At 40.8% G+C, this 18,268-nt stretch carries 15 protein-coding genes; 2 read left to right on the top strand and 13 right to left on the bottom strand.

Annotated elements, in window-relative coordinates; all coding sequences use genetic code 11:
* Nucleotides 1-40 precede the first annotated feature (40 nt).
* The 10 genes from hslO to pth all read right to left on the bottom strand — a co-directional run bounded on the left by hslO (nt 41) and on the right by pth (nt 12,026).
* A complete protein-coding gene (hslO, locus tag EKM69_RS00310; protein ID WP_125706966.1) occupies nt 41-925 on the bottom strand; it encodes an Hsp33 family molecular chaperone HslO in 885 nt (294 codons plus the stop codon).
* A gap of 47 nt (nt 926-972) precedes the next feature.
* Nucleotides 973-3,189 (bottom strand): ATP-dependent zinc metalloprotease FtsH, encoded by a 2,217-nt coding sequence (gene ftsH / locus EKM69_RS00305; protein ID WP_125706964.1) that lies wholly within the window; start codon nt 3,187-3,189, stop codon nt 973-975.
* 79 nt (nt 3,190-3,268) lie between these two features.
* The gene (gene hpt / locus EKM69_RS00300; RefSeq protein WP_125706962.1) at nt 3,269-3,814 is read right to left on the bottom strand and encodes a hypoxanthine phosphoribosyltransferase; all 546 of its coding nucleotides are present in this window, start codon (nt 3,812-3,814) and stop codon (nt 3,269-3,271) included.
* Nucleotides 3,814-5,121, bottom strand: a complete 1,308-nt coding sequence (gene tilS / locus EKM69_RS00295; RefSeq protein WP_225423796.1) for a tRNA lysidine(34) synthetase TilS — start codon at nt 5,119-5,121, stop codon at nt 3,814-3,816. Before tilS ends, hpt begins: the two co-directional genes overlap by 1 nt.
* Nucleotides 5,122-5,183: 62 nt before the next feature.
* Nucleotides 5,184-5,582 (bottom strand): S1 domain-containing RNA-binding protein, encoded by a 399-nt coding sequence (locus EKM69_RS00290; RefSeq protein WP_125706958.1) that lies wholly within the window; start codon nt 5,580-5,582, stop codon nt 5,184-5,186.
* Between the two features lie 22 nt (nt 5,583-5,604).
* Entirely contained in the window at nt 5,605-6,000 is a 396-nt protein-coding gene (locus tag EKM69_RS00285) for an FtsB family cell division protein (protein WP_125706956.1), read from the bottom strand.
* A gap of 101 nt (nt 6,001-6,101) precedes the next feature.
* Entirely contained in the window at nt 6,102-6,344 is a 243-nt protein-coding gene (locus tag EKM69_RS00280; RefSeq protein WP_125706954.1) for an RNA-binding S4 domain-containing protein, read from the bottom strand.
* Nucleotides 6,345-6,347: 3 nt separating this feature from the next.
* Nucleotides 6,348-7,913, bottom strand: coding sequence for a polysaccharide biosynthesis protein (locus tag EKM69_RS00275; protein ID WP_125706952.1), 1,566 nt, complete (start codon nt 7,911-7,913; stop codon nt 6,348-6,350).
* Complete coding sequence (gene mfd / locus EKM69_RS00270; protein ID WP_125706950.1) at nt 7,910-11,443, bottom strand: transcription-repair coupling factor; 3,534 nt, start codon at nt 11,441-11,443, stop codon at nt 7,910-7,912. Before mfd ends, EKM69_RS00275 begins: the two co-directional genes overlap by 4 nt.
* 25 nt (nt 11,444-11,468) lie before the next feature.
* Nucleotides 11,469-12,026 (bottom strand): aminoacyl-tRNA hydrolase, encoded by a 558-nt coding sequence (gene pth / locus EKM69_RS00265; protein ID WP_125706948.1) that lies wholly within the window; start codon nt 12,024-12,026, stop codon nt 11,469-11,471.
* A 147-nt stretch (nt 12,027-12,173) separates the two neighbouring features.
* Between pth and EKM69_RS00260 the strand changes: the two genes are divergently transcribed.
* Entirely contained in the window at nt 12,174-13,157 is a 984-nt protein-coding gene (locus tag EKM69_RS00260; RefSeq protein WP_125706946.1) for an L-lactate dehydrogenase, read from the top strand.
* A gap of 771 nt (nt 13,158-13,928) precedes the next feature.
* Nucleotides 13,929-14,591: a cyclic di-AMP binding protein CbpA gene (cbpA, locus tag EKM69_RS00255; RefSeq protein WP_125706944.1), complete on the top strand. Its 663-nt coding sequence runs from the start codon at nt 13,929-13,931 to the stop codon at nt 14,589-14,591.
* 520 nt (nt 14,592-15,111) lie between these two features.
* Here cbpA and yedF read toward each other — a convergent pair.
* The 3 genes from yedF to selA all read right to left on the bottom strand — a co-directional run bounded on the left by yedF (nt 15,112) and on the right by selA (nt 18,267).
* On the bottom strand, nt 15,112-15,366 hold the full coding sequence (yedF, locus tag EKM69_RS00250; RefSeq protein WP_125706942.1) for a sulfurtransferase-like selenium metabolism protein YedF: 255 nt from the start codon (nt 15,364-15,366) through the stop codon (nt 15,112-15,114).
* Nucleotides 15,367-15,371: 5 nt separating this feature from the next.
* The gene (gene yedE, locus EKM69_RS00245; RefSeq protein ID WP_125706940.1) at nt 15,372-16,568 is read right to left on the bottom strand and encodes a selenium metabolism membrane protein YedE/FdhT; all 1,197 of its coding nucleotides are present in this window, start codon (nt 16,566-16,568) and stop codon (nt 15,372-15,374) included.
* Between the two features lie 310 nt (nt 16,569-16,878).
* A complete protein-coding gene (gene selA, locus EKM69_RS00240; protein ID WP_125706939.1) occupies nt 16,879-18,267 on the bottom strand; it encodes an L-seryl-tRNA(Sec) selenium transferase in 1,389 nt (462 codons plus the stop codon).
* Between the last annotated feature and the right edge of the window lies 1 nt (nt 18,268).

The following is an 18,268-nucleotide window of genomic DNA, read 5'->3' as shown; positions in this document are numbered from 1 at the left end:
ACTTGTCATGATATCAAAAATTGTAATTGGTTGGCAAATATCAGCTATTTTTTTCAGCAATAATTTGTGCTAGATCATCAGCACTGAATTGGTATTTGTTATTACAAAACTTACAAACTGCCTCTGCACCTTGGTTTTCATCGATCATGGCTTGGAGTTCTTTATCTTGCAATGTGGCTAATGACTTCGAGAATTTTTCTTTTGAACAATCACATTTGAATTGAACACTGATTTGATCGAGTACTTTGACTTCGATCCCATTCATCAATTTGTCCATGATCTCTTCAACACTGAGGCCTTCATTCATCAACTCGGAAATGTTAGGAATGATCTTCAAGTTGTTTTCGATCTGGGTGATATCTTTGTCGGTTGCACCTGGCATCGTTTGAATCAAAAAGCCGCCGGCTTTTCCGACTGTTTCATTTGGTTGAACGAAAACCGAAACGCCCACTGCTGATGGGATTTGTTCTGACTTAGCTAAGTAGTATGCAAAGTCTTCCCCGATCTCACCGGAAACAATCGGTGTTTGACCGGTAAAAGGTTCTTTTAAATGAAGGTCTTTAGTGACACTCAAAGAACCAGCAGTTCCGACTGCTCCTCGAACATCGATGTGATGCTTATCATTTAATGGCAAACTAACGTGTGGGTTTTGGATGTACCCTTTAGTATTACCTTTGGCATCGGCATCAACGACGATTGCTCCAGCGGGACCATCACCGACGATCCGAGTCGTCATTAATTCATCTTCTTTAAGTGCCGAAGTGGCAATCAAGATCGAACCGATCATTGTCCGACCTAAGGCAGCAGTTGAATTAGTCCAAGTATCGTGACGTTGTTGGGCTTCAGCTACAGTCTGTGTTGCGTCGATGACGTAGACCCGAAACTTACCGTTTGTTGAAACGGCTTTGATTAGTTTATCTGTCATATTTAACTCCTTCGTAAGAAAAAGCGACTCTTGCGAGTCGCTTTTCGTTAATCGTTCTTATTATCATTGTCATCTTTTTCGGAAGGAAATTCAATCTTATTAGGATCATCATTTTCTTTCTTATCTTCAGATGGTTGATCATTTGTTGTTGTAGTTTCTTTTGAGTCAGCTGACGTTGAATCTGATGATTCTGATGTTGATCCAGAATTTGAATCATCATCGTGATGATCGTCATCTTCATCATTTGATCTGCCTTCAGTCTTTTGCTTTGCAGCATCTTTAGCTTCAGCAGCACGTTTAGCTTCTTCAAAAGTAGCAGCACTTTCACTTGGATATTCTTCCTTCTTGTCGTTTGCTGGCATTTTACCAGTATCGAACAAACTGAGGATTTCTTTTTCATCAAGTGTTTCGTACTTGAGAAGTGCTTCAGCAATCAATTTATGTTGATCACGGTGACTCTCGATGATCTCACGAGCTTGCTCATGAGATTCATCAATGATCCGCTTAACTTCTTGGTCGATTGCTTTAGCAGTATCTTGTGAATAATTAGGTTCGGCACGGTAACCACCTGAACCAACTGGTTGTCCGTCTTTTTCAAGTTGAACTGTACCTAGTCGGTCGGTCATACCATATTCTGTAACCATTGTACGAGCAATGTTAGTTGCTTGTTCAAAGTCATTTGAAGCCCCGGATGATTGTGAACCAAAGATGATTTCTTCGGCAGTTCTACCACCGAGTAAACCAGTAATTTGTTCGGTTAATTCTTTCTTAGTAATCAAGTTTTGGTCGTCACGAGGAAGCATGATAGCGTAACCGCCGGCACGTCCACGAGGAACGATCGTAACCTTTCTAACTACTCGAGAATCATTTAAAACTAAACCGATCAATGCGTGTCCAGCTTCGTGGTAAGCAACCATGTGACGTTCCTTGTCGGAAATAACACGGTTCTTCTTAGCAGGACCGGCGATAACACGGTCTTCAGCTTCGTCGATATCTGATGAATCGATCTTCGTCTTGTGACGTCTAGCAGCAACTAAAGCAGCTTCGTTCAGCAAGTTCTCAAGGTCGGCACCAACGAAACCAGGTGTTTGTTGAGCAATTACCTTCAAGTCTACATCGTCGGTGAAAGTCTTGTTCTTCGAGTGGACCTTCAAGATAGCCTCACGGCCCTTAACATCAGGTCTACCTACTAAGATCTTCCGGTCAAAACGACCTGGACGAAGTAAAGCAGGATCAAGAACGTCAGAACGGTTAGTAGCAGCCATAACGATGACTCCTTCATTACCAGTAAATCCGTCCATTTCAATAAGCAATTGGTTCAATGTTTGTTCACGTTCATCGTTTCCGCCACCAGTTCCGGCACCACGTTGACGACCAACGGCATCGATTTCATCAATAAAGATGATTGATGGAGCATCTTTTTTCGCATTTTCGAACAAGTCACGAACACGAGATGCACCGACACCGACGAACATTTCAACGAAGTCAGAACCAGAGATTGAATAGAACGGAACTTTAGCTTCACCGGCAACGGCTTTAGCAAGTAAAGTCTTACCAGTACCAGGAGGACCTTCTAGTAGGACACCAGATGGAATCCGAGCACCAAGTGAAACATATTTTCGTGGATCCTTTAAGAAGTCAACAACTTCAACAAGTTCTTGCTTCTCTTCTTCGGCACCAGCAACGTCTGAGAATCTAACTTTGTTCTTCTTAGGATCTTCAGGCTTAACTTTGGATTTACCAAAGCTCATAACTCGGTTGGCACCACCGCTTTGTCCTCCTCGGCCCATTAAGGCGAAGAAAACAAATCCGATCAGTAGTAGTGGAACAACAAACGAAATAATCAAGTATACCCATTGGCTAGATTGTGACTTAGCGGCCGCGGTAGTTTTGACATTCTGTGCTGTGGCAGCGTTGTTGATCCGTTTCAAAGTATCATTGTTAGGTAGTACGACAGAGGTAAATTGCGTTACCTTTGAGCTTGATGAATTACTACGTCCAAACAATGAAACTGATTGGGAAGTATTTGAAGTTTGAGCTTTCTTATAAGTACCAGTTACTTGATAAGCTCCTCCAATTGGCTCAATTTTAAAACTCTTAACCTTGCCCTTCTTCAATTGCGTAATGAATTGGTCTTGGCTTAAAGTCTTCGATGAATCTGTCGATTGTCCACCGGCAAACCAACTTGCTGCAAGAACCAACACTACGAATAGCAAGATGTAAAACAGGCTATTATTTATTAGCCTATTTCGATTATTTTTCATATGTTTCCTCCTAAGACTTAGACGTTACATATTGTAACATAGTGGATATTAAGACAATAATATTTTACTGCTAATTTCACTATTTTGTTGCATAAATCTCTTGTTTTAAAACACCAACATACGGCAAGTTACGATAACGCTCGTCATAATCCATTCCGTAACCGACAACGAATTCGTCTGGGATCTTAACGCCGTTGTAATCAACGTGAACGTGTTTGATCCGTCGTGATGGTTTGTCTAAAAATGAAACGATCTTAACTGACTTGGCATTACGTGTGTTAAACAACTCGATCAAACGATCCAATGTGTAGCCAGTGTCGATGATATCTTCCACGATAACAACATCCCTACCGCGTAAAGATGTATCGAGATCCTTGATGATCCGAACATCACCAGTTGAGACGGTATTTTCACCACCGTAACTTGAGACGTCCATAAAATCATATTCCATCGGAATATCAACGTGTTTGATCAAGTCCATCATAAACATGGCAGCACCACGTAAAATGCAGACGAACAATGGATTCTTTCCTTCGTAATCTTTAGTTAATTGAGCACCTAAACGCTGATTAGCCTCAGCAATTTCTTCCTCGGAAACTAAGACTCGTTCTATATCAGAATTCATTACTTTACCTCATTAAAATTAATTTTGAAAAATTTATTGCTCTTTTTTAAATAGTCGCTTATCTTGTAGATTTTTTCAACCCAAACTATTTGATTATCGAATAATAATACCGGTAATTCATCTCGTTGGGACGCAGATATTTTCTGATTGATGAATCGTTTACTGAGCTTTTGGTGTCTTCGCGAACCAATTGCTAATTTATCACCATCTTGCCTGGTCCTCAAAACGATTTGCCTTGGCATTTCTTCAACCGCAAAAGTGGCATCTTCAGGACTAGCTTCACTAAGAGTAAAATTCTTCGAGCCAATTTGATATTGGTGATTTAATTTTACCAAAAGATTCACGTTTGGGGCGCAACTTAGCTTAGATAACTGAAAATCATTATAACTTCGTAAGAATTGCCAACCATATTCTAAATTTACCGAAGCATTGGGCTTGTTTCCTTGACTTACATCAATTATTTGTTGGATCTGCTTGTTGCTGATCGAAAGTTCAGGCAATTTGCGGGTGAATAAATTCCCCCAAAAAAGCGTTTGTTGCTCACCATTCAACTGTGAGACAGGCGAAAGTTTTCCAGAAATTCCATCATCATTGACTAGTTGCATTTGTGCTTCGATCTCATCAAATTTACTCTGAGCCAATTGGATCAAGGCCGTCAGCTGATGGTCGAACAAGTTGAAATGTCGAAGCAGTTGACCGTTTTCTTGCTGCAACTTCGGGAAAATATCATTTCGGAGTCGATTTCTCATCGTGATACCTTCAGAATTAGTTTCATCTTCAAAAAACTTTAATTGCTCGTGTTCGGCAAGTTTGATCAAATCATCTTTTGAGAAATTCAACAATGGCCTGACTAACTGCCCACTACCAAATGAGCGCTGATCCTTTAAGCTCGTGACCTCATAAACATTGCCAGAGCGAACTAGTTTCATCAAAATATTTTCCGACAAATCATTCGCATGATGTGCCGTTAGCAACGTATCGAAATTGTATTGCTCCATGACTTTTTCAAAAAAAGCATAGCGAAAGTCCCGAGCAGCTGCTTCTAAGCCAACATCTTGAACTTCGTGATCCCACTTAGTCGTAAAAAACTGCAAATCGTGTTCTCGACAGTATTGCTCGACAAATTTAGTTTCCGTTGCACTCTGTGGACGCAAGTCATGATCAACTGTGACGACGCCAATATTTTCGGTTGGTAGGATCTTCTGGACTAAGTAGCACAAAACCATTGAATCGACTCCACCGGATACGGCGATCAAAACTCTTTTGGCACGATAGCGTTTGAGGATCTTTCTAACTTGACTGATCAAAATTTTGTCTCCTAAATGAAAAAGGTTGAGACATCGTCTCAACCCCCTTGATTTTTAAAAATTTATCCGCGACGACCGCCACGTCCACCACGCTTACCTTCGGTATTCTTACGTAATGTACTTAGACGCTCTTCACTTTGTTTCATGAAGCCTGACATCATATCGTCAAAACTTTCAACGTGATGTTGTGGCTTAGGTTTTCTATCGTGATGATGACTAGGTCTTGGCTTAGCAGTAGCTTGTTTGATAGATAAGGCGATCTTGCCGTTCTTATCGTTTAAAACTAATACCTTAACTGTGTCGCCAACCTTTAATACATCGTGTATATCTTTGACGTAACTGTCAGCGACTTCACTAATGTGAACCATGCCGCTTTGGTTATCGCCAAGATCTACGAACGCTCCAAAATTAGTAATGCCGGTAACTTTACCTTCTGTTTTGGATCCTACTTCAACTGTCATCTAAATTAAAAATTCCCTTTCCCTATTTTTGCACACCAATGTCATTAACAGGTAGATTGTATACTTGTTCCCCTGGCTTGGTGTACATATACTTATCACGAATGTACTTTTCTAAGTAAGACGTGTCTTGCAATTGATTCAGTTGAACTTTTAAATCCTTTTGAGTCGATTGTTGTTTCTTCAACTTCGCCTGATTTAACTCAACTTGCTGATTCGTTTGAGAATAATCTCTTTGCGATTTAATTATTTGCGTACCGAACACCAAAATAACTACTGCAAAAAGTGCACCAATGAAGATTAAGCGTCTTTGATGGACTTTAGTTTCGTAACTAGACTGTGTGTTGCCCGCATTAGAAATAGAATCCCGCTTATCGCTAAGCAGCGAGATCTTTGAATTCGCTGAATTTCTTAACTCCATGCCACTATATCCCCCGTAATAAATCAATACATTGAGTATACCAACTTTGAGAGATATTTGGTTAAATTTAAATATTTTTTAAACTTTGTTAAAGAAATTAACTAATTTATTTCCTCATAGAGATCAGCTGATTCATTTTTCTTAGTTGTTTCTTTCGTACTCAAGACACGAACTTTCATGGTTCTTTCACCGAAATGAAGCTCGATCGTGTCTCCTAAATTGACATCAGTCGATGATTTAGCCACACGATCATTGACTAAAGCACGACCATTGTCAGTAAATTCTTTGGCCACGGTCCTTCTTTTGATGATCCGACTGACCTTTAAAAACTTATCTAGTCTCATTAACTATTCCTCTATTTTCATAATCTTGGTTAACTTTTTCCCGAAAGGCAGGATCTCCCATTCCTTTTTGTTGAGCAATCGGAATTGCCAAACTAAAAAGATAAATATCACAATGCCGACTGGGATCAAAACAACATTGATCAGAACCGAAGTCTTACGAGTCAAGAAAACAAAATGGACGAACAACACTTCTAATGCCCGAACCGACAAGGCCATGATGGCCCCTGCCAAAACTGTTTTCAAAACGAAACTCACTCGTAATACTAAAAATTTCAAGCTGCTGTGGTAGACAATCAAAATTCCCAGTAAAATTACCAATTCACTGATGACCGTTGCAACCGCAGCACCTGCAATGTAAAATCGCGGAATCAAAAAAATATTTAAAACGACCTTACACAGTAGTGACAAAATAAATAATACTAATTTAGCTGGATTTTTACTAGAATCTCCACTCGTAACTGCGATCAATAAGTTGATCGTCGATACGAGGAAGATCGAACACATGTAAATCGCTAAGGCGACCGAACCGGTCGAATTAGTGAACAACATTGTGTTGATATCTGGCATTAAGGCAATCAAACCAGCAGTTTCAGCGATGGCTAACGTCAAACAGACACGTGTCATCCGTCTGATTAACTCGTTATGCTCTTCACCTTGATTGCGTTTTTTTAATTGGGGCATGATCGTCGAAATAAATGATACTGAAATGATGATACCCAATTGGATCAAAGGTTGCGCCCGATCGAAGACACCCTTAGCAACTTCGGCATCTGGTAGCGACATTCCTGTACGCATTAACAATCTGATCATGCTGAATGAATCGATGAATTGGTAAAAAATCGTGATCCCGGTAAAAAAGACGATCAAGACAATCTCTAATCCAATACCCCGCTCCAATTTAAACTTGATCTCAGAAGCATCGACGAAAACGTTACGTTCCTTTTTAAAAAAGATGATCACCAACACGATGACCGCTACGACACCACCGACAAAAGCCCCGCTGTTAGCTAAAGCTCCCATTTGGTAAATGTCAATGGCCCCCTTACCGAACAACATCGCAGCGATAATAATCAAAACGATCCGCAACAATTGTTCCAACAACTGCGAGATGGCACTCGGTTCCATGTCTAAGTTACTTTGAAAGGCACCTCGCAAGGTCGCCTCGAATGGAACTAACAAGAACGCCAAGCTGACCGTTCTGATCCCTTGATACAAATTAGGATCACCCATGAAGGCAGCTATCGGTTTCGCACTCCCCCACAAGATCACCGTCAAGGAAACGGCGATGACTAACAACGTAAAGAACATGTTCTTAAAAAGCTTATTTCGCGCAGGTAAATTTTCTTGCTGGGCAAACATTTTTGAGAAAACGACTGGCAATCCCGTCAATGCTAACACCGAAAAGATCCCGTACAGTGGGTAAACTTGTTGGTAAATAAAGTACCCGCGATCTCCAACAATATTTTGTAGTGGTATCCGATAAATCGCACTTAATAACTCTGATAAAAACGAAGCAATCGTCAGGATCCAAGTCCCTTTGATTGCTTTAGAAACTATTTCTTTTTTCATACTTCACTTGCTTGCTTAGTTTTCTTCTTCTTCAACTGCTCGGATTTGATGGCCATCTTCTCAGCAAAAATTTGTAACTGAGCAAACCATTCATCCTTGCCGACACTAGCTGAATCTAAAGTGATGACGAAAGATCCGTTATTATTTTTGACGGTAGCTTTCATCGTCGTATTTTCTAAGAATTTGAAAACTAAATCTCCTGTTAAATAATCAGTAGCTTTTTTCGAGAATGTAATGGCAATCTTGCCATCTTTCATTCTGACACGTTGGACTAATGCCTCATCAAAGTTAGCCTTGAGTAAACTGACATCCAGCAAATTAGTAACTTCTTCCGGATACTTACCGAAACGATCGATCAATTCAGAACGAACTTCTTGGTAGTTCTCAACTGAATCGATCTGTCTAATTCGTTTGTAGAGTTCGACTTTTTGCCGTTCGTCAGTAATGTAATCAGCTGGGATGTAGGCATCAAGTTCCAGATTGATCTCAGAATTAGTTCTTTCAGTACGAGTGTGTCCTCGTTTGCGAGCAACTGCTTCATTAAGCATTTGTGTATACAAGTCAAATCCGACTGAGTCAATAAAGCCGTGCTGTTGCTTACCTAATAAGTTACCAGCACCACGGATCGACAGGTCACGCATGGCAATCTTGAAACCTGATCCTAATTCGGTAAAGTTCTTGATCGCCTCGAGACGTTTCTCACCGACTTCGGTTAAGACTTTGTTAGGACGATACATCAAGTAGGCATAAGCTACCCGACTGGAACGTCCGACCCGTCCTCTAATTTGATACAACTGTGACAACCCATAACGATCGGCATTTTCGACGATCAAAGTATTAGTGTTTGGCATATCAACACCGGTTTCGATGATGGTCGTTGTCACTAAGACGTCATAGTCGCCTTCCAAATAGTCAGCAATAACGCCTTCCATCTGAGTCTCATTCATCCGACCATGAGCAGTCGCAATACGTGCTTCCGGAACGAGTGCTTGAATTTGATCAGCCGTTTGTTCCATGTCTTCGACTCGATTGTGCAAGTAAAAGACTTGGCCGCCCCGCTCCATTTCTCGGCGGATGGCACTGGCTACCACGTCAAAATTTTGTTCCATGACGTAAGTTTGCACCGGATAACGGTTACTAGGTGCCGTTTCGATCAATGATAAATCACGAACACCGAGCATCGACATGTTCAATGTCCGTGGAATTGGCGTAGCCGTTAACGTCAAGACATCAACATTAGCTTTTAATTCCTTGAGCTTTTCCTTGTGACGGACACCAAAACGTTGTTCCTCATCGATGATCAACAAGCCGATGTCATTGAACTTAACATCTTTTGACAGTAGTCGATGAGTCCCGACGACGATGTCGATCTCACCAGTTTGTAGTTCCTCAACGATCTCCTTACTACGTTTCCGCGATTGGAAACGTGACAAGACAGCGATGTTGACTGGAAAGCCTTCGAAACGTTCTTTCATGGTCTCGTAATGTTGTTGCGCCAATAAAGTGGTTGGTGCCAAGAAGACTACTTGTTTTCCACCTTCAACAGCTTTGAAAGCTGCTCTTAAGGCAACCTCAGTCTTACCGAAACCAACATCACCAACTAAAAGTCGATCCATCGGATGAGACTTTTCCATATCACTCTTAATTTCCTCGATCGATCTCAATTGATCAGGAGTTTCCGGATAAGGAAAGGCGTTGTCGAAATCGTGCTGCATCTCATCATCTTTAGGGAAAGCGTGACCCTTTTCAGCTTCACGCTTAGCGTACAAGTCAATCAGATCATCAGCAATGTCTTCGATACTGGATTGGACTTTGCTCTTCGTCTTAGCCCATTCCTTGCCACCTAGCTTGTTGATCTTCGGTGACTTACCTTCTGAAGAAACGTATTTTTGAACCATGTCCAACTGCGATACCGGGATAAAAAGCCGACCATCGTCACGATATTCGATCGTGATGTAATCTTGATGCTTACCGTCGACTTCCATCGTCTTCATACCGATAAACTTACCGATACCGTGGTTAACGTGAACCACGTAATCACCAGGTTTGAGCTCAGAATAACTCTTCAAACGTTCGGCGTTAGCTAAAGTTTGGTGGCGACGACGTTTAGGTTGCTTGTTGAACAATTCTTTTTCGGTGATGACCGCAACTTTTTTCTCGGGCATCTCGAAACCAAGGCCCAAACTGGCATTCATGATCTGAGTGCGATGTGGCAAGACTTTTTCCGCCGTGGTCAGTGAGGCGTTGATCCCAAAATCGACCAAAGTGTTGCTGATCGACTGAATCCGTTTCTCGTTACTGATCAAGATCATCACGGTGTATTCTTGCTTTTGCCATCTTTCAACTTCAGACTTCAATAAAGGCATTTGGCTGAAAAATTGTTGCATCGATCTGACCGCAACGTTTTGCAGTTGATCAAGTTTCATCCGACCCATACCTTGTTGGAAAGTCGACAAATAAATTTGCGCGTGTTGATCTGCTTTGGACAACTCAACAAAACTTTGACGGATCTTTTGCTCTGGTAAAGCTTTCCCAAATTCTAGTTGACTCGTCAACCAGTCAGAATTATCCGAATCATTGTCATTTGATTGTTCGATCAAACGATTGTACCCGTTGAAAATAACGATGTCGTCAGAACCTAAGTAATCAAATAAGCTGCTAGGTTTGTCGATCAAGAAATCGACGACTGATCCTAAGTTATCGGGACGCATTCCTTCGGACAAGGCATCGACTGTTTCGCCAAAGGTCAATTCTAGATTGTTTTTGACATCTTTATCTTCAGTCTCTAATTGCTTGTCATAACTCTTTTGCAATTTTTTCAAACCAGCATCTGCTTGTTCCAGGGTAATAATCCGATCTTTCGCAGGCCAAAGTGTGATCTCGTCTAATTGGTCGATACTACGTTGCGTTTCGGTATCGAAAGATTTGATCTGATCAACTTGATCACCGAAAAATTCGATCCGGATCGGGTCGTCAACGTTCAATGGATAAATATCGACAATATCACCACGGATAGCAAAATCTCCTGGCTTAGCGACTAATTTTTCCTTGGTGTAGCCCATTTGAACTAAGGTAGAATTCAAACTTTGCATGTTGTATTCTTCATTTTTTACTAATTTGTATTGGGAAGCTTCAAACAGTTCTTTAGCTGACAAAGCGTACTCGATCCCCGAAGTTGAAGTCACCAAAATACCGGGTTCATCACTAACTAAGAAACTCAACGCATCTAAACGTTGGCTCAGTTCCTCAGGAGAACTAGTGGCGATCTCGGTTGATATGGCTTCTTCGACTGGGAATAAGTGAACGTGTTCCGTGTCCAAAATATTCAAATCATCGTAAAGCTTATTAGCATGATAATTAGTATTTTCAACGACCATGACTTTCTGGTCGGTTTTCTTCATCGTATCCAATGCAAAAAGGGAAATCGTCGAGCCCGTCAATCCTGTCAACATATTCTTCGTCGCAGGTTTAACGTTCTCTATAAATTCCCCGAGATTGAGTTGGTTCGTAATGTATTTTAAAAAGTTCACATTTGGCCCCCTTCCAATAAGGTACCTAATTGTATTTATTCATTAATTGATCAAAATTAGCTCCATCGATCCAATCTTCTACAGCTGCGGCAGCGTTATCGATACCGTTGAAAGCAGCAGGAGCATCATCTTTTGAAAAAGGCGTCAAGACCCAGTTAACGACCGTTTGGCGTTGTGGATGTTGAATACCGATCTTGATTCGCTTGAAGTCTTGTGTACCTACAGCAGAGATTATACTCTTAATTCCGTTATGACCACCAGCAGAACCCTTGGCTCTTAATCTGATCTTACCGATAGGCATATCAAGATCATCTTGAATGACCATGATCTCGTCATCTTGGATCTGGAAATAGCCTTTGATCATGCGGACGGCACGACCAGAATCATTCATAAATGTTAATGGCTTAACTAAAAAAACCGTCTCTGAGCCGACTTTAAATTTACAATATTCTGCTTCAAAATCTTTCTTAGTAGAGGTTTGATTGTAACTATCCATCAATTTATCGATAGTCATGAAGCCCATGTTATGTTTAGTTTTATCGTATTTTTTACCAGGATTACCTAGTCCAATAATGCATTTCACTCTAATTCCCCATTTCGAAAACCAATTATATCATTATATAATAGAAAAATTTTCGCTAATTTCGTAAGGTCATTGTACATTAATGGTGTTTATTTGTATAATTGAATACGGCAACAAAATATATTTTTTGAAGGGATGATATTTTATATGACGACTCCAACAAATGAAAAGAACCATCAAAAAGTACTTCTAGTCGGTGACGGTGCGGTAGGTTCATCTTACGCATACGCAATGACACTTCAAGGTATTGCACAAGAACTAGTTATTTGTGATATCGCTAAAGATAAGATCCAAGGTGACGCTTTGGACCTTGCAGATGCTACTCCTTGGACTTTTCCTAAGAACATTCACGCTGGTGAATATTCAGACGCCAAAGACGCTGACTTAGTAGTTATCACTGCTGGTGCTCCACAAAAACCAGGTGAAACAAGATTAGACTTAGTTAACAAGAACTTGAACATCTTGAAGACAATCATCGACCCAATCGTTGAATCAGGCTTCAATGGTATCTTCTTGGTAGCTGCTAACCCTGTTGATATCTTGACATACGCAACATGGAAACTTTCAGGCTTCCCTAAGGAACGAGTAATCGGTTCAGGTACATCACTTGATACAGCTAGATTACAAAAATTCGTCGGTGAAGAAGTTGGCGTTGACCCTCGTTCAGTTCATGGCTACATCATGGGTGAACACGGTGATTCAGAATTCGCTGTATGGTCACACCTTACAATCGGTGGCGTAAGAATGGACGAATGGATGAAACAACATCCTGAAATCACAGATGCTAAATTAGATGAAATCTACAAGAAAGTTGTTAACGCAGCTTACGATATCATCAACAAGAAAGGTGCTACATTCTACGGAATCGGTACTGCTCTTGCAAGAATTTCAAAGGCTTTGCTTTCTGACGAAAACACAGTACTTCCATTATCAAACTACATGGATGGCGAATATGGTGTTTCTGATGTATACATCGGTTCACCTGCAATTGTTAACCGTAACGGTTTGAAACAAATTCTTGAAGTTCCATTATCAGACAAAGAATCAGAACAAATGCATGCTTCTGCAGACGCATTGAAGAAGATCCTTAAAGATGGTTTTGAAGCTACAGGTATCGAAGGTCGTCAATAAGATCTCTTAAGAAGAACTCCATTAAACGGAGTTCTTTTTTTTTGCACAAAAACACACCAACATAACAGGTGAGAGGAAAAAAGCAGCAGAAGATATTTGGAAACAAAAATAGATCAGTGTCAAAGAAGTGTTGAGGAAGTAATTTGGTTTGCGGTTCACTGCCGGGTCCCTCCACCTAAATAGAGACCAACAATTCTTTTTTTTAGGGGGGACAGCTCCACTGCAATTATCTACAAATCGGCACTACTGACCACCCTATATCTCACATGTCTATCTCAGATAATTTGATGGCCACTAAAGTCAAAAGCAGAAACAAAAAACAAGTTCAAAATCAAAGTTGATATTTCTTGCCAATGCTCATAATAAATCTACTAGATAAATCCCACAATTAAAGTCGTAAGAACGAGCAAAACATTGGTAACACAATCCCCCAAAACAGTTTTATTGTATAAAACTAAGTACCGTATTCCCCACCAACAAGGAAGTTTTGCATCCATTTAGGTTCTGCGGAGGGTGGAGGGAATTCGCCGTCAGCCGCGAAATTTTCGTTTGCACGGCATGGGCCGTGCTTACGAAAAGACCCAGCTTTGAGATGTCCAAGGCGGTTTACCTTGGATAGCTCAAAGTGGGTCCGCAGCGTTCCACGGCGCAATTACCGGAACCCTCCGCAGAACCGGGTCCAAACCACCACCCAAAAAATCCCACTCCACTTTAGTTTTAAGCCAAACTACTGTATTATAATTACATCAGAGTGCAAATGGGAGAAAGATTATGTTAGTTAAATCATTAGTACTAAAAAAAGAAAAATTGACCACTGTTAAAGAAACCGTAACTCTTGAAGAAGCCCTCAAAGTCCTTGAGGACTCAGGATTTCGATGTGTTCCGATTTTAGATGAAAGCGGACAAATATTTAGGGGAAATATTTACAAGATGCACATCTATCGTCACATCTCACGTGGTGGAGACATGAGTTTGCCAGTTACAACATTGATGAAAAATGCGACAAAGACTATCAACGTTGACTCGCCTTTTTTCAAAGTATTTTTCAACATCAAAGACTTGCCATATATCGCAGTTTTAGATGAATCAAACTCGTTCTACGGCATCTTGACTCACTCAAGATTACTAAGCATGTTATCAGACGCATGGAACCTAGAAATCAGTAGTTACGTCTTAACAGTCAGTTCATCCGGAGATCGTGGAGACCTAGTAAAAATGTCCAAGATCATCTCCAAATACGTATCAATAGCTGCCTGTGTCACATTAGACGCCAAATCAAATGAAGTAGTAAGAAGAACCCTCTTTACCCTACCATCAGGCACATCAACCGATACACTTAAAGAAATCATCAAACGTCTAGAAAGAAAGAGCTTCGTAGTATCAGAAATCGACGACTTAAAATCAGGAAGAATCCTAGACAAAAACACCCTCTAAAAGGGCAAAAAAAGACCGCAGAAGCGGTCTTTTTTATTTGCCTTAAATCCCCATCAACGCAGGAAATTCAGCGTTGTAACTTCACACCAATACTAAATCCTAATAATCCATTTTTTAAATAGCAACCGCTGCTTCCCAATAAAATAAATCAAAGAGATAGGCAGAACGAAACAAAATCTCAAGAACGAAACACATCTAAATCCCACGCATCAAACCAAAACATCCTTAGGACACAAATATAAGTACCGTACCCCACACAAAAAAATTAGTTTTGAACCACCTTAGGTTCTGTGGAGGGTGGAGGGAATCCGCCGTTAGCCGCGAAATTTTCGTTTGCACGGCATGGACCGTGCTTACGAAAAGACCCAGCTTTGAGATGTCCAAGGCGGTTTCCCTTGGATAGCTCAAAGTGGGTCCGCAGCGTTCCACGGCGCGATTCCCGGAACCCTCCACAGAACCGGCAGTGAACCACAAACAAAAAAAGCCACCTCTACAAAAGAGATAGCTAAAATCCAATAACCTATTTACGAATAACATACCGTAAAGTAGGACCATTTTGTTCGATCAATAAAACCTCATGATTACGGTTTTTTGCATCCTCAGGAATGTTGTTGATTGATTGTGGACAATCACTAATAATCTCGATGATCTCGCCATCTTTCATATTGTTATATGCATTGACCGTTGTCATTGCAGGGAAAGGACAAGGCTCACCTTCAAGATTCAAAAAATAATCGATCGTGTAATCTGTATTTTTATTTTCAACTTCAGCCATTATGGTTATGCCTCCTGTGTAATATTTGTAGGTGCTTGTTTCTTAATGTTTCTGAAATACCATCTGACGTAGATCCAGAGCAACAAAGCCATGATCCCGTAACCGATGTAAGTCACAATCAAACCACCGTATGGTCCGAAGACTTTTAGTAAATTAACTTCTGGAGCATTGTAAGCTAGGAATGGTGCGATTTGATCCCAAACTAGTACTAAGAGGATCGAACCTAGAACATTTCCAACACCCACTAACATGTAGTGAACTTGACCTTCCATAGCACGATACATCCAACCAGTTTCGCAACCACCGGCAATAACGATACCGACACCGAAAATGAAACCACCGATAACGGTGTTGAGTCCTGCCCAGTGAATAGTTGCTGGGATTCCGTTTTGGATGAAGACGAAAGTTCCGACAGTACTGATGACCATACCTAAAAGAATGGCAACTGTCATATTTGAACGTCCGGCTGTCCAAAGGTCACGGAAACCTGAAGTAAAACAAACTTGACCTTTTTCAAGCAAAAAGCCGAATAGTAGGCCAAATACTAATACTAATGGGAAGAGTGATTGCTTGTTGTATTCGATAACGAACAAGAACAAGATCAAAACTGCCATTAAGACTAACAACCAATTGTTTCTAGTCGTATGATCTTTGTCATGAATACTGTAAAGCGTAGTCTTGTGGACTTTCTTCATCTTGATCTTTGATTGAAACATTGGTCTTTGAATAATTTTAGTACCAGCGTAAGTACCTAAAACTGTAAAAATTGAGAATATCCATGCGTGGAGTGAGAACTGTGGGATTCCAGTAAAGAAAGCTGCTAGGTTGCATCCCATAGCTAATCTAGCACCGAATCCTGCTAAAATTCCACCGCCCAAGGCTTGAAAGACACGCGTTTTTGATTGTGGCATTCTGAATTTTACATTGTTTGAAATCAATGCGGAAACGAACATTCCGATGAACATACCAATGATCATAACCCCGTCTATACGATCAAGTGGTGTTCCTTGGAACTTAATTAATTTGAAATAGGAAAACTTCGAAGTGTCGACCCCAACAAAGTTCATTAGATGTCCGCCCCATCTAGTAAACTCTCCGGTAACAGCCCATTGCTTACTAGTAAACCCAAAGAAGTAAGCAGAGAGCACGCCTAATATAGGGACGACGATCAACGGGTCCCACGATTTCCTCAAACGATTCATAAAAAATCCCCCTGTTTGTAAATTATTTCACCAATTCATTATAGCAGATAGAGATACTTTTTAAACCGCTTTCAGAAGATATTTCAATCATTTTAGGGTATTCCCTACATCAAAAAAATTGACTTCCATCAATTTGTGAAAACTGGAAATTATCCACTTATCATGCGACAAATCAAGTTTTGTTAAAATAAAAAATCAATATAAATATATTCATATCAAGTATATCCGGTTTTTTATTAGCGTTTTTCTAACTATATTTTCATCACCAAATAAAAAAACCTGGAAGCTATTTTCCAGATTTTGTGAAATATTATTCATATTTTGCTGAAACATCATTGAGACTGGCGATGATCTTTTCGAAGTCACCTTCGTCGATCGAGCGTAAGTCTAAATAAACTTTGCCGTGGCTGATTCTAGTAATGATCGGATACTTGGCGTATTCGAGTCGACGGTTGAGTTTTGTTTCGGAACTTTGCGCATGCAAGTCGATCAAGTAAGTTGGTAGCTGAACATCAGGGAACGAGCCGCCACCGACCATCGACGTACCTTCTTCGATAGTAGCGTCGTAATCAGTTTGATTCTCGATCATCTTTTGCAACTTCTTAGCTTTCTCCAAGACTCGGTCAGCTTTCATCGTTAATTCCCGTAAAACCGGCACCTTTTCGATGGCAGTTTCAGGATCGCGATAAAGCTTCAATGTGGCGATCAAGGCTGATAAGGTCATCTTATCGACACGTAAAGCTCTTAATAACTGATTGTGCTTGATCTGATCGATGTACTTTTGCTTACCAGCAATGATCCCGGCTTGTGGTCCACCTAGCAACTTGTCACCGGAAAACATTACTAAGTCACAGTATTCCAGCTCTTCGGAAATAGTTGGTTCATGACCGAGGCCATATTGATCAAGATTGATCATCAAGCCACTTCCCAAGTCATTAACTAACGGCAAGTCGTGTTCTTTGCAAACCACGGAAAGTTCTCGAGCTGTTGGTGTTTCCGAGAAACCAATTAGCTTGTAGTTACTCGTGTGAACTCGCAGGATCCCACCGGTTTCTTCGTTGATGGCATTTTCATAGTCTTTGACATGGGTTTTATTAGTCGTTCCCACTTCTTTCAAGATACCGCCGGTACTAGTAATAATATCCGGAACTCTGAAGGAGCCACCGATCTCAACTAGTTGGCCACGGGAGATGATAACTTCCTTTTGATTGAACAAGGTACTCAAGACGAGCATGACGGCTGCGGCATTATTGTTAACAACGATAGCATCGTCCGCACCAGTTAATTCAGAAACTAATTTACCGACGTACTTGTAACGGTCGCCCCGTTGTCCGATAGTAATGTCGTATTCCAAATTGGTGGCGTGACTGGCCACGTCAGCAATGGCAGCTTCTGCTTCAGTTGCCAGCTTGGCACGACCGAGATTAGTGTGCAACACTACCCCAGTGGCGTTAACAACAGATTGCAAAGCGCTGACACGACGATCATCGAGCAATTTTTCCATCTTACCATCAAAAAAGTTTTCACGTAGTTCTGTGATTTTTCCTGCCAAGATACCTGAACGAGTCTCGTCCAAAACTTTGGTGATCATCTCTTTGACGACAGAAGTGTCGACTTCTTGCTCCCATTTTTTAGCTGATTCAGAATTCAATAAATCATTCATCGATGGAAGTTTTCGGAATAAAGTTTTTTGATCCATG

Origin of the sequence: Companilactobacillus zhongbaensis (assembly GCF_003946515.1) — a bacterium.
GTDB classification, from domain to species: domain Bacteria; phylum Bacillota; class Bacilli; order Lactobacillales; family Lactobacillaceae; genus Companilactobacillus; species Companilactobacillus zhongbaensis.
Note: the sequence above shows the minus strand (reverse complement) of the source record. Positions and strands in the feature narration are given on the sequence as shown.

Excerpts from the sequence above, each read along its gene's own strand:
- hslO (WP_125706966.1), bottom strand. The coding sequence starts at position 925 with ATGACAGATAAACTAATCAAAGCCGTTTCAACAAACGGTAAGTTTCGG.
- ftsH (WP_125706964.1), bottom strand. The coding sequence starts at position 3,189 with ATGAAAAATAATCGAAATAGGCTAATAAATAATAGCCTGTTTTACATC.
- hpt (WP_125706962.1), bottom strand. The coding sequence starts at position 3,814 with ATGAATTCTGATATAGAACGAGTCTTAGTTTCCGAGGAAGAAATTGCT.
- EKM69_RS00290 (WP_125706958.1), bottom strand. The coding sequence starts at position 5,582 with ATGACAGTTGAAGTAGGATCCAAAACAGAAGGTAAAGTTACCGGCATT.
- EKM69_RS00285 (WP_125706956.1), bottom strand. The coding sequence starts at position 6,000 with ATGGAGTTAAGAAATTCAGCGAATTCAAAGATCTCGCTGCTTAGCGAT.
- EKM69_RS00280 (WP_125706954.1), bottom strand. The coding sequence starts at position 6,344 with ATGAGACTAGATAAGTTTTTAAAGGTCAGTCGGATCATCAAAAGAAGG.
- EKM69_RS00275 (WP_125706952.1), bottom strand. The coding sequence starts at position 7,913 with ATGAAAAAAGAAATAGTTTCTAAAGCAATCAAAGGGACTTGGATCCTG.
- EKM69_RS00260 (WP_125706946.1), top strand. The coding sequence starts at position 12,174 with ATGACGACTCCAACAAATGAAAAGAACCATCAAAAAGTACTTCTAGTC.
- cbpA (WP_125706944.1), top strand. The coding sequence starts at position 13,929 with ATGTTAGTTAAATCATTAGTACTAAAAAAAGAAAAATTGACCACTGTT.
- yedF (WP_125706942.1), bottom strand. The coding sequence starts at position 15,366 with ATGGCTGAAGTTGAAAATAAAAATACAGATTACACGATCGATTATTTT.
- yedE (WP_125706940.1), bottom strand. The coding sequence starts at position 16,568 with ATGAATCGTTTGAGGAAATCGTGGGACCCGTTGATCGTCGTCCCTATA.
- selA (WP_125706939.1), bottom strand. The coding sequence starts at position 18,267 with ATGGATCAAAAAACTTTATTCCGAAAACTTCCATCGATGAATGATTTA.